The sequence below is a fragment of the Nocardiopsis sp. CA-288880 genome, from assembly GCF_050955985.1.
In the GTDB taxonomy this organism is placed as follows: domain Bacteria; phylum Actinomycetota; class Actinomycetes; order Streptosporangiales; family Streptosporangiaceae; genus Nocardiopsis; species Nocardiopsis tropica.
The window spans coordinates 7,135,092-7,149,506 of record NZ_CP192105.1 but is presented as its reverse complement, the minus strand read 5'-3'; the positions used below and the strand labels follow the sequence as shown (position 1 = coordinate 7,149,506).

The 14,415-nt window shown below is 74.3% G+C and carries 11 protein-coding genes; 6 read left to right on the top strand and 5 right to left on the bottom strand.

What is annotated here, in order from left to right:
* Nucleotides 1–28: 28 nt before the first annotated feature.
* A complete protein-coding gene (locus ACQPYD_RS30870; RefSeq protein ID WP_267947044.1) occupies nucleotides 29–226 on the bottom strand; it encodes a DUF397 domain-containing protein in 198 nt (65 codons plus the stop codon).
* 677 nt (nucleotides 227–903) lie between these two features.
* On the opposite strand from ACQPYD_RS30870, the gene ACQPYD_RS30865 reads away from it, so the two are divergent.
* From ACQPYD_RS30865 to ACQPYD_RS30855, 3 genes are read left to right on the top strand one after another with little or no spacing between them, the layout of a single operon-like run.
* Nucleotides 904–1,122: a hypothetical protein gene (locus ACQPYD_RS30865; RefSeq protein ID WP_433698871.1), complete on the top strand. Its 219-nt coding sequence runs from the start codon at nucleotides 904–906 to the stop codon at nucleotides 1,120–1,122.
* A 41-nt stretch (nucleotides 1,123–1,163) separates the two neighbouring features.
* On the top strand, nucleotides 1,164–1,841 hold the full coding sequence (locus tag ACQPYD_RS30860) for a response regulator transcription factor (protein ID WP_433698870.1): 678 nt from the start codon (nucleotides 1,164–1,166) through the stop codon (nucleotides 1,839–1,841).
* Between the two features lie 3 nt (nucleotides 1,842–1,844).
* Nucleotides 1,845–3,245 carry a HAMP domain-containing sensor histidine kinase gene (locus ACQPYD_RS30855; RefSeq protein ID WP_433698869.1) on the top strand — a complete coding sequence of 467 codons (1,401 nt, stop codon included), beginning with the start codon at nucleotides 1,845–1,847 and terminating at the stop codon, nucleotides 3,243–3,245.
* A gap of 27 nt (nucleotides 3,246–3,272) precedes the next feature.
* Here the strand turns inward: ACQPYD_RS30855 and ACQPYD_RS30850 are convergent, their stop codons facing one another.
* A complete protein-coding gene (locus ACQPYD_RS30850) occupies nucleotides 3,273–4,226 on the bottom strand; it encodes a TAXI family TRAP transporter solute-binding subunit (protein WP_433698868.1) in 954 nt (317 codons plus the stop codon).
* 298 nt (nucleotides 4,227–4,524) lie between these two features.
* Between ACQPYD_RS30850 and ACQPYD_RS30845 the strand changes: the two genes are divergently transcribed.
* From ACQPYD_RS30845 to atzF, 3 genes are all read left to right on the top strand, one after another.
* Complete coding sequence (locus ACQPYD_RS30845) at nucleotides 4,525–5,295, top strand: GntR family transcriptional regulator (protein ID WP_433698866.1); 771 nt, start codon at nucleotides 4,525–4,527, stop codon at nucleotides 5,293–5,295.
* 67 nt (nucleotides 5,296–5,362) lie between these two features.
* Nucleotides 5,363–8,968 carry an urea carboxylase gene (gene uca, locus ACQPYD_RS30840; RefSeq protein WP_433698864.1) on the top strand — a complete coding sequence of 1,202 codons (3,606 nt, stop codon included), beginning with the start codon at nucleotides 5,363–5,365 and terminating at the stop codon, nucleotides 8,966–8,968.
* Nucleotides 8,968–10,665, top strand: a complete 1,698-nt coding sequence (gene atzF, locus ACQPYD_RS30835) for an allophanate hydrolase (protein ID WP_433698862.1) — start codon at nucleotides 8,968–8,970, stop codon at nucleotides 10,663–10,665. Before uca ends, atzF begins: the two co-directional genes overlap by 1 nt.
* A 224-nt stretch (nucleotides 10,666–10,889) precedes the next feature.
* Here the strand turns inward: atzF and ACQPYD_RS30830 are convergent, their stop codons facing one another.
* The 3 genes from ACQPYD_RS30830 to nhaA form a co-directional block, all read right to left on the bottom strand.
* Complete coding sequence (locus ACQPYD_RS30830; protein ID WP_433698861.1) at nucleotides 10,890–12,326, bottom strand: DEAD/DEAH box helicase; 1,437 nt, start codon at nucleotides 12,324–12,326, stop codon at nucleotides 10,890–10,892.
* A 252-nt stretch (nucleotides 12,327–12,578) separates the two neighbouring features.
* Nucleotides 12,579–12,782, bottom strand: a complete 204-nt coding sequence (locus tag ACQPYD_RS30825; RefSeq protein ID WP_330160347.1) for a cold-shock protein — start codon at nucleotides 12,780–12,782, stop codon at nucleotides 12,579–12,581.
* 315 nt (nucleotides 12,783–13,097) lie between these two features.
* Complete coding sequence (nhaA, locus tag ACQPYD_RS30820) at nucleotides 13,098–14,369, bottom strand: Na+/H+ antiporter NhaA (protein WP_433698860.1); 1,272 nt, start codon at nucleotides 14,367–14,369, stop codon at nucleotides 13,098–13,100.
* Nucleotides 14,370–14,415 lie beyond the last annotated feature (46 nt).

The window sequence follows — 14,415 nt, the reverse complement described above, 5'->3', positions numbered from 1 at the left end:
TCCGGGGCCGGCCCCGGACCACGCCCGCTCAGGCGCGGTCCGCGAGTCGGAGCAGCGCGACCCACTGGTGCGCGGGCAGGGCGAGCTCCGCGTGGTCGCGGTGCGTGGAGTCGCGGATCCCGACCGCGGCGGGCGCGCTCATGACCGCCTCGACGCACGAGTTGGTACCGCCGCCGCTGTAACTCGACGTGCGCCATCGCCCGGGCCCCCGTCCCAAGCCCTTCACGAGAGCTCCTGTCCGGGCTGTCTTTCCTGGTTGTTTCTACGCACGCGGCGGCCTCGATTCTTCCGGTTCCACCATTGGTCGCTCCTGTTTCCCGTGCGGCCCTGTAAGTCCGGTCGGGTCCGACTTCGGCTCTCCCATATATTCTGCTGACTTTCGAACCCACTTGTACATGCCCACTGGGGTACTGATCATGTTGTCCCGATGCAGTCATCCTCGGACTGTTCATAAACTGATGCTTGCGGCATGTTTCCCGTTCGCCCGGGGGAACGCCGCCGGGGGATCTGTGGAGAGGATCGGGGAAGTCCGCTGCTCAGTCCGGGTGCTTCTTTCCCCGGAGTCCCCTGTGTCCCGGCGTCATCGGCGACGTCGAGTGGCAGATGGTAAAGCGTTTTCGGTGGATCCGCCCGAAACGCACCAGCTCTCAGCAGCCCCAAAGTGACCTTGGGAGCGAAAGAGCCGGGACCGCGGTCCGACGATGGCGAAGCCCTTGACCGCTGGAAAGCGGAGGGACGTACCGGGACCTATAGGGAGAACTTCGCGAAGGCGGACCGAAGGGAGGTTTCCGCAGGTAATCCATTGTGGTCGCGGTCGTACCGCGGACGGTTCCCGACTTCTCCGGAGAAGCGACGGCCTTTGCGCTCTTCTAGGCTGTCCCGAGAGCGAGGGAGGGGATCGACGTGGACCAGGGCGAAACGCACAATTCCATCGGCGGTGGCGTCCACGGCGGCGTGGCGGTGAACGCCGGCCGCATCGGGAGCGTCACCGTCCACCACCACGCCGCCGCGCAGCGCCCCGCGAGCCCGCCCGCGGACCCCTGGCCGGAGAGGGCGGTCCGCTCCTCCGTCCGGGACCGTGTCCGGGAGGGGAGCGACCCCGGGCCCTTCCGGAAGCCCTGACCGAGTGCCGTCGTCAGCGGGGGTCCGCAACACTGCCTACCATGCTGGACATGCGCATTCTCGTGGTGGAGGACGACGACCGGGTCGCCCGCGGCCTGGTGACGGCCCTGCGGTCCGCGTCCTTCGACGTCCAGCGGGTCGCCACCGCGGAGCGCGCGCTCACCGCCCCGCCCGCCGACGTCGTCCTGCTCGACCTCGGCCTCCCCGACGCCGACGGCATCGACCTGCTGCGCAAGCTCCGCGAGCGGCCCCAGACCGCCGTCATCGCCGTCACCGCGCGGAGCGAGGAACGCGACCGGGTCCGCGGGCTGCGCGCCGGCGCCGACGACTACGTGGTCAAGCCCTTCGGCGTGGCCGAACTCCTCGCCCGGATCGACGCCGTCCTCCGGCGCACCCGCCCGGCGCGGGCCGAGGCCGCCGAGGCGGAGCCCCCGCTCACGGTCGGCGCGCTCACGGTCGACCCCGACTCCCGCGAGGCCAGCGCCGACGGGCGGACGCTCCGGCTGACCCGCAAGGAGTTCGACCTGCTCTCCCTGCTGGCCTCCCGCTCCCCCTCGGTCGTCGCCCGCGACCAGATCCTCGACCAGGTGTGGGGCGACGCCTGGGAGACCTCCTCCAGGACCCTCGACACCCACATCGCCTCCCTGCGCGCCAAGGTCGGCCGCGCCGTGCGCATCCGCACCGTGCGCGGCGTCGGCTACCTCCTCGACGGGGCCTGACCGTTGCTGCGGCGCCTGCTGGCCCTCCTGCTCCCGGTCGCGTTCGTGATCGTCGCCGCGGTGTTCGTCCCCCTGGGCACGGTCATCGCCCAGCAGCGGACACAGGAGGTGTACGTCGACAGGCTGGGCGACGCGGGGAGGTTCGCCGCCCTGGCCCGCACCGCCCTGGAGACCGACCGGCTCGACCCCCTCGCCCAGGAGATGGCCCACTACGAGGAGCTGTACGCCATCCCGGCCCTCGTGGTCGCGCCCGACGGGCAGATCGTCACCGGCTCCGGGGACCGGCACCGCATGCGCGACGTCCTCGACGGGATCCCCGACCCGGGGGCCGTCGACGCCGCGATGGCCGGCGAGCGCCCCGCGCCGCCGACCACCGCGTGGCCGTGGAACCCCGATCCGCTGGTGGTCGCCGAGCCCATCGGCCGCGACAGCGAGGTCGCGGGCGCCGTGGTGGTGGTCGCCCCGACCCGGGAGCTCGGCTCCGACATCCTCCAGGTCTGGGGCCTGCTCGGCCTGCTCAGCGTCGTGCCGCTGACGGTGCTGGCGACCGCGTCGCTGCCGCTGTCCCGCTGGGTGCTGCGGCCCATCCGCAGGCTGGACGCCGCCACGACCTCGGTCGCCTCGGGCGACCTCGACGTGCACGTGGACGCCGAGCGCGGCCCCCCGGAGCTGCGCCGCCTCACGGAGTCGTTCAACACGATGGTGGACGTCGTGCGCAGGGCCCTGGACCGCCAGCGCGCGTTCGTCTCCGAGGCCTCCCACCAGCTGCGCAACCCCCTGGCCAGCCTGCGGCTGGCCGTGGAGAACCTCGCGCCGCACCTGGAGACCCCCGAGGCCAGGGAGGCCCACGAGATCGCCGTCGACGAGGCGACCGTCATGCACAGGATGCTCAACTCCCTGCTGGCCGCGACCCGCCTGGAGAGCGTCACCGGGACGGAGGCCGTGGAGGTCGCCGAGGTCCTGGAGAGCCGGGTGGAGCGCTGGAGGGCGCTGGGCGAGGCCCGGGGCGTCTCCGTCACCACCCGTGTCCCCGCCGGGGTCCGGGCGTACGCCCCGGCGGGCGGGCTGGGCAGCATCCTCGACGAACTGGTCAGCAACGCCCTGCGCCTGTCGGGCGGCACCCGCGTGGTGGTGGAGGCCGACCGGGGGGACCCGGTGCGCATCAGCGTCCTGGACGACGGCGAGGGCCTGCCGGAGGAGCAGTACACGGCGGCCCTGGACCGGTTCTGGCGCTCGCCGCGGCACCAGAACACCGAGGGCACCGGCCTGGGCCTGGCGATCGCCGCAGACCTGGTACGGGAGGCCGGGGGGCGGCTCACCCTGGGCACGGGCCTGCCCCGAGGGGAGCGCCGCGGGTTCGGCGTGGTGATCACGCTGCCGCCGGTGCGCGGCTCCGGGGACTGACCTGCCCGGCGAGGGCCCTGCGCCGCCTCAGGCGGGCTTGTTGTCCCGGTACCAGCGCTCGGAACCTGGGTGCAGGGGCACGACACCGGTGGAGATGCCCGTGCGCACGTTGATCTGCGCGGCCTCCGGGCGCTGGGCCGCCAGCCGCGCCTGGCCGCGGTAGACGGTGTCGGTGACCCGGTACGCCAGGGCGTCGTCCAGGTCGGCCCGGCACAGGAGCAGGTTGGGGATGGACATGGTCGGGCAGGCCGGGACCCCGGAGTAGGTGGTCGCGGGCAGCGTCGCCGGGAAGTAGGCCTCCGGGTAGGCGTCGGCCATCACGTCGGCCGTGTCCGCCAGGTCGATCAGCCGTACCGCGTGCTTGTCGGCGAGCTCGGCGACGGCCGGGGTCGGCAGCCCGGTCAGCGAGAACATGGCGTCGATCTCCCCCGACGCCAGGGCGTCGGCGGAGGCGGCCTGGTCGAGCCGGACGGTCTCCACGGCCAGGCCGGTCTCCTCCAGGATCTCGGCGACCGTGAACCCGGTGCCGGAGTTGACCGAGCCCACGGACACGCGCAGGCCGTCCAGGTCGGAGAGCTCGCGCACGGGCGAGCCGTCGAGGACGACCAGGTGGACGAAGCTGTCGTAGAGGCGTCCGACGGCGTTGAGCCGGGCGCCCTCGCCGGTGTCGGCCTCGTACGAGAGCACCGCGTCGAGGCTGGCGAAACCGAGGTCGGCCGCGCCCTCGTCCAGGAGGTACAGGTTGTCGAGGGAGGCGCCGGTCTGCACTGTCCTCACCTCCAGCTCCGTCAGGACCTCCTGGAGCAGGACGGCGAACTTCGCGCCGATCTCCCGGAAGACCGCGCCGGGCGGCCCCGTGGCGACGACCAGCTCGGAGAGCCCGTACTCGGGGCCGCGGGAGCAGCCGCCCACGGCCGCGGCGACGGCGGCCCCCGCCGCGCCGAGCAGCACGGTGCGCCGGTTCGGTCCCATCGGATGCATGGATGCAGCTTAGACAGCCCGGGCGGCGTCCGGGGACGGTGCGCCGGTGCGGGACACGGGTGTACCTGCGGGAACGCCGTCCGGTCCGGGGCCCGGGGCCGCGGCCCACCGGTCGGAACGGCTCCCGCGCCCGCCCCGGACGCCGTCGGCCCCGCGCTGACCGCGCCGCCCCGACCGCGGCCCCCGCCCCGCCCCGCACCCCCCGCATACCGGTGCGAAACACACGGAAACACGGGGAAACCCAGGCTTCACGGGGAGGCAGGGCCGCCGAAACACGCCCTTCCTAGCGTCGGGCCCCATGGACACACCGATGTATACAGAGGCGGGGCCCGCCCCGGATGCGCCGCCCGGGGACGGCGTGCGGCCGGCGGGGGATCAGGCGGCCGCCACCGCCACCTCGCGCCGGGACCGCGTCTACGCCCTGTTGCGCGAGGAGGTCCTGAGCGGGCGGATCGCGCCCCGCGTCCGGCTGGGCGAGGTACGGCTCGCCGAGCTCTTCGGCGTCTCCCGCACCCCCGTGCGCGAGGCGCTGGCCCGCCTGCACTCCGACGGCCTGGTGGAGCGGCGCGAGAACGGCTTCTACGCCACCGTCCCCAACCTCGCCGAGCTCCGCGACCTCTACGAGCTCCGGGTCACCCTCGAACTCCGCGGCATCTCCCGCGCGATGGAGGACCCCTCCGTCCGGCACGACCCCGGCGTCCTCCGCGCCGAACTGGAGCGGTGGGAGAAGCTCCGCGCCGACGTCCCCGAGCCCGACCCCTCCTTCGTCCTCCTCGACGAGGAGTTCCACGCCGCCGTCTCCCGCGCCTCCGGCAACCGCGCCCTCACCGACTCCCTCGTCTCCGTCAACCGGCGCATCCGCCGGGTCCGCATGTACGACTTCCTCACCGCCGACCGGATCACCTCCACCGTCACCGAGCACATCCGGATCACCGAACACCTCCTCGCGGGCGAACTCGACTCCGCCTACCGCGCCATGCACGAGCACGTCGGCGCGTCCATGGAGGTCGTCCTGGAGCGCGCCCGCCGCGCGCTGACACAGATGGCGCTCCACTCCGACGCCCTCTGACCCGGCGTCCGCGCGCCCGGACGCGCCCGCCACCGCCGCACAGACCACCGGACCAAGGAGAGCCAGCGTGTTCGACTCCGTGCTCGTCGCCAACCGGGGCGAGATCGCCTGCCGTATCATCCGCTCCGCCCGCGAACTCGGCCTGCGCACCGTCGCGGTGTACTCCGACGCCGACGCGGGCGCCCCGCACACCCGGCTCGCCGACGAGGCCGTGCGGCTCGGGCCGGCCCCGGCCGCCGAGAGCTACCTCGACGCCGGACGCGTCCTGGCGGCGGCCGCGGCGACCGGGGCCGGGGCCGTCCACCCCGGCTACGGCTTCCTGTCGGAGAGCGCCGCGTTCGCCCACGCCGTCGAGGCCGCCGGGCTGGTGTTCGTCGGTCCCGAGCCCCGCCACCTGGAGGAGTTCGGGGACAAGCACACCGCCCGCAAGGCCGCGGCCGCCGCCGGCCTGCCCATGGTCGCCGGCAGCGAGACCCTGCCCGACGTGGAGCAGGCGGCCGCGGCGGCGGAGCGCATCGGCTACCCGGTCATCCTCAAGTCCACCTCGGGCGGCGGCGGGATCGGCCTGCGCCCCTGCGCCGACGAGGAGGCCCTGCGCGCCGCCTTCGACGAGGTCGGCCGGACGGCCGCCACCCACTTCGGCGGCGGCGGCGTGTTCGTGGAGCGGTTCGTGTCCCGCGCCCGCCACGTCGAGGTCCAGGTGTTCGGCGACGGCCGCGGCAACGTCGTCACCCTGGGGGACCGCGACTGCTCCCTCCAGCGCCGCAACCAGAAGGTCGTGGAGGAGGCCCCCGCGCCGGACCTCCCCGACGCCCTGCGCGCCGAGCTCCACCGCACCGCCCGCGAGCTGTGCGCGGGCGTCTCCTACCGCAGCGCCGGGACGGTGGAGTTCGTCTACGACACCGAGCGGGGCGAGGCCTCCTTCCTGGAGGTCAACACCCGGCTCCAGGTCGAGCACCCCGTGACCGAGGAGATCACCGGCGTCGACCTGGTCGCGTGGATGCTGCGCCTGGCCCGGGGGGAGGACGTCCTCGCGGACGTGCCCCCGGAGGGGCCGCCGCGCACCGGGCACGCCGTCGAGGCCCGCGTCTACGCGGAGGACCCCGCCCACGGCTTCCGGCCCAGCTCCGGGCTCGTCACCCGCTTCGAGACCCCTCCCGGGGTGCGGGTGGACGGCTGGATCGAGCCGGGCCAGCGCGTCACCAGCGACTACGACCCCATGCTCGCCAAGGTCGTCGTGCGCGGCGTCGACCGCGCCGACGCCCTCGCCCGGCTCGGCCGCGCCCTCGCGGAGGTGCGCGTCGACGGGCTCCAGACCAACCTGGGCCTGCTGCGCGCCCTGGCCGGGCACCCCGGCGTCCGCGCGGTCGCGCACACCACGGCCACCTGTGCGGAGGTCGGCGACCCGGAGCCCCGCATCGAGGTGGAGCGGGCCGGAACCCTCACCACCGTCCAGGACTTCCCCGGCCGCACGGGCTACTGGCAGGTCGGCGTCCCGCCCTCGGGGGCCATGGACGACCTGTCGCTGCGGCTGGGCAACCGCGCCCTGGGCAACCCGGAGGGGGCGCCCGGCCTGGAGTGCACCATCGAGGGCCCCACCCTGCGGTTCTCCGCCCCGGCCACCGTGTGCGTCACCGGGGCGCCCGCCGACGTCACCCTGGACGGGGCGCCGGTCGCCCGGTGGGAGCCGGTGGAGGTCCCCGCCGGCGGCGTGCTCGCGGTGGGCCCCGCACGCGGCCCCGGCATGCGCACGTACGTGCTGTTCAGAGGGGGGCTGGACGTGCCCGAGTACCTGGGCAGCGCGTCCACGTTCACCGCGGGGGAGTACGGCGGCCACAGCGGCCGCGCCCTGCTGCCGGGCGACGTCCTGCGCCCCGCGCCCGTCCCGGCGGGAGCGCCGGAGGCCCGTCCGGTCCCGGAGGCCGACCGTCCCGGCTTCGGGGTCCGGAGGGGAGGGAACGCGCACTGGGACGTGGAGGTGTCCGAGGGGCCGCACGCCGCCCCCGAGTTCCTGACCCGCGAGGGCCTGGACGCCTTCTACGCCACCGACTGGAAGGTGCACCCCCAGTCCGCCCGCAACGGCGTCCGGCTCTCCGGCCCCAAGCAGTCCTGGGCCCGACCGGACGGCGGCCAGGCGGGCCTGCACCCCTCCAACGTCCACGACACCGCCTACTCCGTCGGCGCCGTCAACCTCTCCGGCGACACCCCCGTGCTCCTCGGTCCCGACGGGCCCAGCCTGGGCGGGTTCGTCTGCCCGGTCACGGTGGTCTCCGGCTCCCGCTGGAAGGTCGGACAGCTCCGCCCCGGCGACACCGTCCGGTTCCACCCGGTCACCGAGGCCGCGGCCGAGCGGCTGCACTTCGAGCCCGCCGCCGCCCCGCTCCTGCGTGCCACCGGCTCCGACGGCGACGACGGCGTCCTCGCCCGCGTCCCGGAGGGCGACGGCCGACCCGGGGTCACCTACCGGCGCGGCGGCCACGACAACGTCCTGGTCGAGTACGGGCCCATGGAGCTCGACCTGGGCCTGCGCCTGCGCGTCCACGCCCTCATGGCCGCCCTGGACCTGGCCGCGCCCGCCGGGATCGTGGACGTCACGCCCGGGGTGCGCTCCCTGCACCTGCACACCGACCCGGCGGTGCTCCCGCTGCGCACCCTCCTCGGCCTCCTCAGGGAGATCGAGGACGGGCTGCCGCCCACCTCCCGGCTGAGGGTGCCCAGCCGGACCCTGCGCCTGCCCCTGTCCTTCGACGACCCGTCCGTCCACGAGGCCGTCGCCCGCTACCGCACGGGGGTGCGCGACGACGCCCCCTGGAACCCCGACAACATCGAGTTCATCCGGCGCGTCAACGGCCTCGACTCGGTCGACCAGGTCCGCGACATCGTCTTCGACGCCTCCTACCTGGTCCTGGGGCTGGGCGACGTGTACCTGGGCGCGCCGGCCGCCACCCCGCTCGACCCCAGGCACCGGCTCGTCACCACCAAGTACAGCCCCGCGCGCACGTGGACCCCCGAGGCGGGGGTCGGCATCGGCGGCGCCTACCTGTGCGTGTACGGCATGGAGAGCCCGGGCGGCTACCAGCTCATCGGCCGCACCGTCCCCATCTGGTCGGGTCTGCGCCAGTACGGGCCGTTCGAGCCGGGGACGCCCTGGCTCCTGCGCTTCTTCGACCGGATCAGCTGGTACCCGGTCGGCCACGAGGAGCTCCTCGACGTCCGCGCCGACCTGCTCGCCGGGCGCCACGCGCTCGACATCGGCGAGGGCGAGTTCGTCCTCGCCGACCACGAGCGGTTCCTCGACGAGAACGCCGGGTCCATCCGGGCGTTCGAGCGCCGCCAGGCGGCGGCGTTCGAGGCCGAGCGCCGGGCCTGGGAGGCCGCGGGGGAGTTCGAGGACCGGCCCGAACCCGACCCCGTCGCCCCCGCCGTGCCCGACCTGCCGCCCGGCGCGGTCCTGGTCGAGGCGCCCCTGGCCGCCTCCGTCTGGAAGGTCGACGCCGCCCCGGGCGACACGGTGGAGGAGGGCCAGCCCCTGGTCCGCCTCGAAGCCATGAAGCTGGAGGTCGTGGTCCGCGCGCCCCGCGCGGGAAGGATCTCGGACATCCTCGTCACACCGGGCCAGCACCTCGACCCGGGGAGCGCCCTGGCCGTCATCACGCAAGGAGAGCCCGCCTGATGCCCCACCCCACCGACCGCGTCCGCTCCGCCTACCGGCGGATCGCCGGGGCCGACCGGCCCGAGGTATGGATCACCCTGCGCCCCGAGCGGGAGACGGCCGCCGAGGCCGAGGCGCTGGAGGGGCGCCTCGCGTCGGGCGAGGACCTGCCGCTGGCGGGGACGCTCCTCGCGGTCAAGGACAACATCGACGTGGCCGGCCTGCCCACCACCGCCGGCCACCCCGGCTACGCCTACACGCCGGAGGCGAGCGCGCCGGCCGTGCGCAGGCTCGTGGACGCCGGCGCGATCGTGCTCGGCAAGACCAACCTCGACCAGTTCGCCACCGGGCTGGTCGGCACGCGCAGCCCCTACGGCGCGGTCCGCAACGCCTTCGACCCCGAACGGGTCTCCGGCGGATCCAGCTCCGGGTCCGCCGTGGCCGTGGCACTCGGGATCGCCGACATCGCCCTGGGCACCGACACGGCCGGCTCGGGGCGCGTGCCCGCCGCCCTGCACGGCCTGGTCGGCCTCAAGCCCACGCTCGGCCTGGTGCCGTCGACGGGGGTGGTCCCGGCCGCGCGCCCCTACGACTGCGTCACCGTGTTCTCCCGCGGCCTGGCCCCGGCGCGAGCGGCCCTGGCCGTGATGGCCGGGCCCGACGCCGGGGACCCCTTCAGCCGGGACTGGCCCGCCGACGTGCGGCTCGCCCCGCGCGGGGCCGGGCGGGTGGCGGTGCCGACGGCCGAGGGGCTCGCCCCGCTCGGAGAGGCGGAGCGCGCCGCCTTCCGCGCCGCCGCGGACGTCCTGGGCGCGGCCGGGACGGAGGTCGTGGAGGTGGACGTGTCGCCGCTGCTGGAGGCCGCCCGCCTGCTCTACGAGGGCGCGCTCGTCGCGGAGCGCCACGCCGCCGTCGGCGGGTTCCTGGCCGGGCACCCCGAGGGCGCCGACCCCACCGTCGCCGGGATCATCCTGGCCGCGGGGGACGTCCCCGCCCACGCCCTCGCCGCCGACCAGCACCGGCTGGCCGCTTACCGGGCGACCGCCCGTGCGCTCCTGGCCGGCTTCGACGCCCTGCTCCTCCCCACCACGGTCGGCCACCCCACGCTCGCGGAGGTCGCCGCGGACCCGGTCGGCGCGAACTCGCGCCTGGGCACCTACACGAACTTCGTGAACCTGCTCGACATGGCGGCGGTGGCGGTCCCGGCGGGGACCGCCGACGGGCGCCCGTTCGGGGTCAGCCTCGTCACCCGGGCGTTCGAGGACCAGGTGGCCCTGGACCTGGCGGCCGACATCACCGGGGAGGAGCGGGGAGGGGCCCTTCCGGGCCCCGGGGCGGAACTGGCGGTGTTCGGCGCCCACCTGCGCGGGCAGCCGCTCCACCACCAGCTCACGGACGCGGGCGCGCGGTTCGTCGCGGAGGACGCGACCAGCGCCGACTACAGGATGGTCGCCCTGCCCACCTCGCCCCCCAAGCCCGGTCTGCTCCGCGTGGCGGAGGGAGGGGCGTCGGTGCGCTGCGAGGTCTGGCGGATCTCCCCGGCGGGCCTCGGGGCGTTCCTGGCCGGGCTTCCCGCTCCCATGTCCCTGGGCTCCGTCACGCTGGCCGACGGGCGTGCGGTGGTCGGCTTCGGGTGCGACCCGGCGGCGGCCGAGGGGGCGGAGGACATCAGCCGCCACGGGGGCTGGCTCGCCTACCTGGAGACCCTGGAGGGCTGAACCCCTCGGACGCGGGACGCCCGCGGGCCTCCCCGGCCCGGACGGGGCCGACGCCGGGTGACCGGGGGAGGCCGCCGGGCGCCGCACCCGGGACGGGCGCGCCACCGCCCGGCGGCCGCGTGCCCGGCACGCCCCCGGACACGGGAGCGGCCCCCCTCCGCGCACGGAAGGGGGCCGCTCCTCGTTCAGCCGGTCCGGTGTCCCGGGGACGCCGGGACGCCGGATCAGCGGCGCGGGCGCCGCCTGCCCCGCGACGGGGGCCTGTTGGACCGGGAGGCCTCCTGGCGGGGCTCCGCCGGGAGCGTCACCGGCACGCCCGAGGGCGTGCGGGCGCCGGTCACCCGGGCCAGCTCCGGGTCCTGCGAGCTGACCTGCGCGGTCGTCGCCTCGATCTGCGCCCGGCTCATCAGCCGCGCCATCTCGCGGCGCTGGCTGGGCAGGACGAGCGTGACCACGTTGCCGGACTCGCCCGCGCGGGCGGTACGGCCGCCGCGGTGCAGGTAGTCCTTGTGGTCGGTCGGCGGGTCGATGTTGACGACCAGGTCCAGGCCGTCGATGTGGATGCCCCGGGCCGCCACGTTGGTCGCGATCAGCGCGGTCACCGTGCCCTCCTTGAACTGCTTGAGGGTCCGGGTGCGCTGCGGCTGCGACCGGCCGCCGTGCAGGGCCGCCGCACGCACGCCGTTGGCGAGCAGGTGCTTGGCCATCTTGTCCACGGCGTGCTTGGTGTCGAGGAACATGATCACCTGGCCGTCGCGGGCGGCGATGTGCGTCGCCGTGGCCTGCTTGTCGGTGTTGGACACGTGCAGGACGTGGTGCTCCATGGTGGTGACCGCGCCCGCGGTCGGGTCCACCGAGTGGACGACCGGGTCGTTCAGGAAGCGGCGGACCAGCGTGTCGACGTTGCGGTCCAGCGTCGCGGAGAACAGCATCCGCTGCCCGCCGGCCGGCACCTGCTGGAGGATCGCGGTGACCTGGGGCATGAACCCCATGTCGGTCATCTGGTCGGCCTCGTCCAGGACGGCGACGTCCACCTGGTCCAGGGCGCAGTCGCCCCGCTCGACCAGGTCGCGCAGGCGGCCGGGGGTGGCCACGACCAGTTCCACGCCCTGGCGCAGGGCCCGGGCCTGGCGGGAGATCGGCATCCCGCCCACGACGGTGGTCAGGTTGAGCTTGAGCGAGCGCGCGTAGGGCGCCAGCGAGTCGGCCACCTGCTGGGCCAGTTCCCGGGTGGGGGCCAGGACCAGGGCCAGCGGGCGGTGGGGCTGTGCGGTCCGCCCGTCCAGGCGGGCCAGCAGGGCGAGCCCGAAGGCCAGCGTCTTGCCGGAGCCGGTCTGGCTGCGGCCCAGGACGTCGCGCCCGACCAGGGAGTTGGGCAGGGTCGCGGCCTGGATGGCCGACGGGGTCGTCAGGCCCTGGCGGGCCAGGGTCGACTTCAGCGGCGCGGGCATGTCCAGTTCCTGGAACGTGGCCACGGGGTCGAGCGCCGGGGTGGTGGAGACGGGGAGGGCGAACTCACCGGCCGGACGGCCGGAGGGGGCCCTGCCGCCGCCCGGGGGGCGGCCGGAGGACCGGCGGGGCCGGGAGCGTCCGAAGGCGCCGCCGTTGCCGCCGCCTGCTGAGGAGCGCCGTTGTCCGTTCACGCGGGACGGATGGTTCATACGAGCCTTTCGTCGACGGCGCGTGCCGGTCGAGGAAGCCTCTGGGGGCTTCGACGTGGAGCATCGGTGGTGCGCCGGAGGATTCTGCGATTTCCACGGCCCACGCGGAGAACACGCGGTGGGGTGGGGTGGTGCGGCCGGTGCCTGTCGGAAGTCGACGGCCAGAAAACCGGTCCAGAAAAACATGAAAAAGGGACAGAGGCCCTGCACCCGGAGGGCGGGCCTCTGTCACGGCCGAAGCGCGGGGCTCCGTCAGATCAGGACGATGTTCTCGGCCTGCAGACCCTTGGGGCCCTGGGTGGCGTCGAACTGCACGGCCTGGCCTTCCTGGAGCTCGCGGAAGCCGGTGGCCTGGATGTTGCTGTAGTGGGCGAAGACGTCGGGGCCGCCGCCGTCCTGCTCGATGAAGCCGAAGCCCTTGTCACCGTTGAACCACTTGACGGTACCGGTAGCCATGTTTTCTCCTTCGTTCTGGGCAAGGAAAACCGCGATCTGACGGTTTCCCCGTCACCGTGATGACCACCCGAATAACGAACCCTGGAGAAGACCCAGCCTGACGGCCGAACAACGCAAAATCCAACGGGAATCACAACTGCAACTTCCCTGAATCTAGCACACCGAGCTTTCGGTGTCGCGAGAATTGTCGTGTGTGTCAAGGCACGGTGGATCCTGGTATCGACCGCCGGGCCGCGGGCGTTGGACGGTGTCCGCGTGCCGCGGGCGGGAGGGGCGCCGGTCCCGGGCGGTGCCCTCGGGACCGGCCGCCCGGGCTCACTCCCCGGCCGTCTCCGTGGGGGCCGTGCTGCCCTGGAGCCGCCTGTAGTGCCGCGACCGGGCGCCCAGGACGATCGCGGCCAGCACGGTCGCGACCAGGGACGCGAGGAGCACGCCCGTCTTCGCGTGCGCCAGGTGCTCCGGGGAGTCCGCGAACGACAGCTCGGTGATCAGCAGGGACACGGTGAACCCGATGCCCGCCAGCTGGGACATGCCGACGATGTCGATCCACTTCAGGCTCGGGTTGAGCTCGGCCCGGGTGAGCTTCGTGGTCAGCCAGGAGCCGCCCGCGATACCGACGACCTTGCCCACGACGAGGCCGGCGATGATGCCCATCGCGGCGGTGTCGGTGAGGACCTCCCCGACGCCGTCGAACACCACGCCCGCGGAGAAGAACGCGAAGATCGGCAGGGCCAGCCCGGCGGACCAGGGGCGCAGCACGTGCTCCACGCCGTGGCTGGGGTCGTGCGCCTCCCCGGGCAGCTTCGTGGTCCGCATCAGCAGGCCCATCGCCACACCGGCGATCGTGGCGTGCACACCGCTCTCGTGCACCAGGCCCCAGACGACGAGGGCAAGGGGGACGTAGACGATCCAGTTGGGCAGCGCGGAGGCGTTGAGCTTCGCGGCCAGGCCCTTGCCGCGCTGGAGGTACCAGAACAGCACCAGGCCCGCGGCGGCGGCGAGCAGCGCGAGGAAGTTGATGCCGGAGGTGTAGAACACCGCGATGACGATGACCGCGCCGAGGTCGTCCACGATCGCCAGGGTCAGCAGGAACGTGCGCAGGGCCGGCGGGAGGCCGCGGCCGACGACCGCGAGGATGGCGACCGCGAAGGCGATGTCGGTCGCCATCGGGATGCCCCATCCCTGGACGGTGTCCGGGGAGGTGGCGTTGATCGCCGCGTAGACGGCGGCCGGCACGACCATGCCGCAGACCGCGGCGACGATGGGCAGCATCGCCCTCCGCGGGTTGCGCAGCTCGCCGTGCACGAACTCCTGCTTGAGCTCGTTGCCGACAACGAAGAAGAACACGGCCAGCAGGCCGTCGGCCGCCCAGGTCTCCAGGGACAGGTCGAGGTGCAGCGACTCGGGGCCGAAGGTGATCGCGCGCAGGTTCTCGTAGGCCCCGCCGAAGGGCGAGTTGATCCACACGAGGGCGAGGACAGCCGCGCCGATCAGGAGGAAACCGCCGACGGTGTCGCTGCGCAGGGTGTCCGCGAAGCGGGAGAGCGGTCCTCCGGCTGGAATGGACTGGTTCGGGTCGAGGCTCATGGGCAGCTTTCCGGGACATGGGTCGGGGACTGCCGACCAGTCTTCC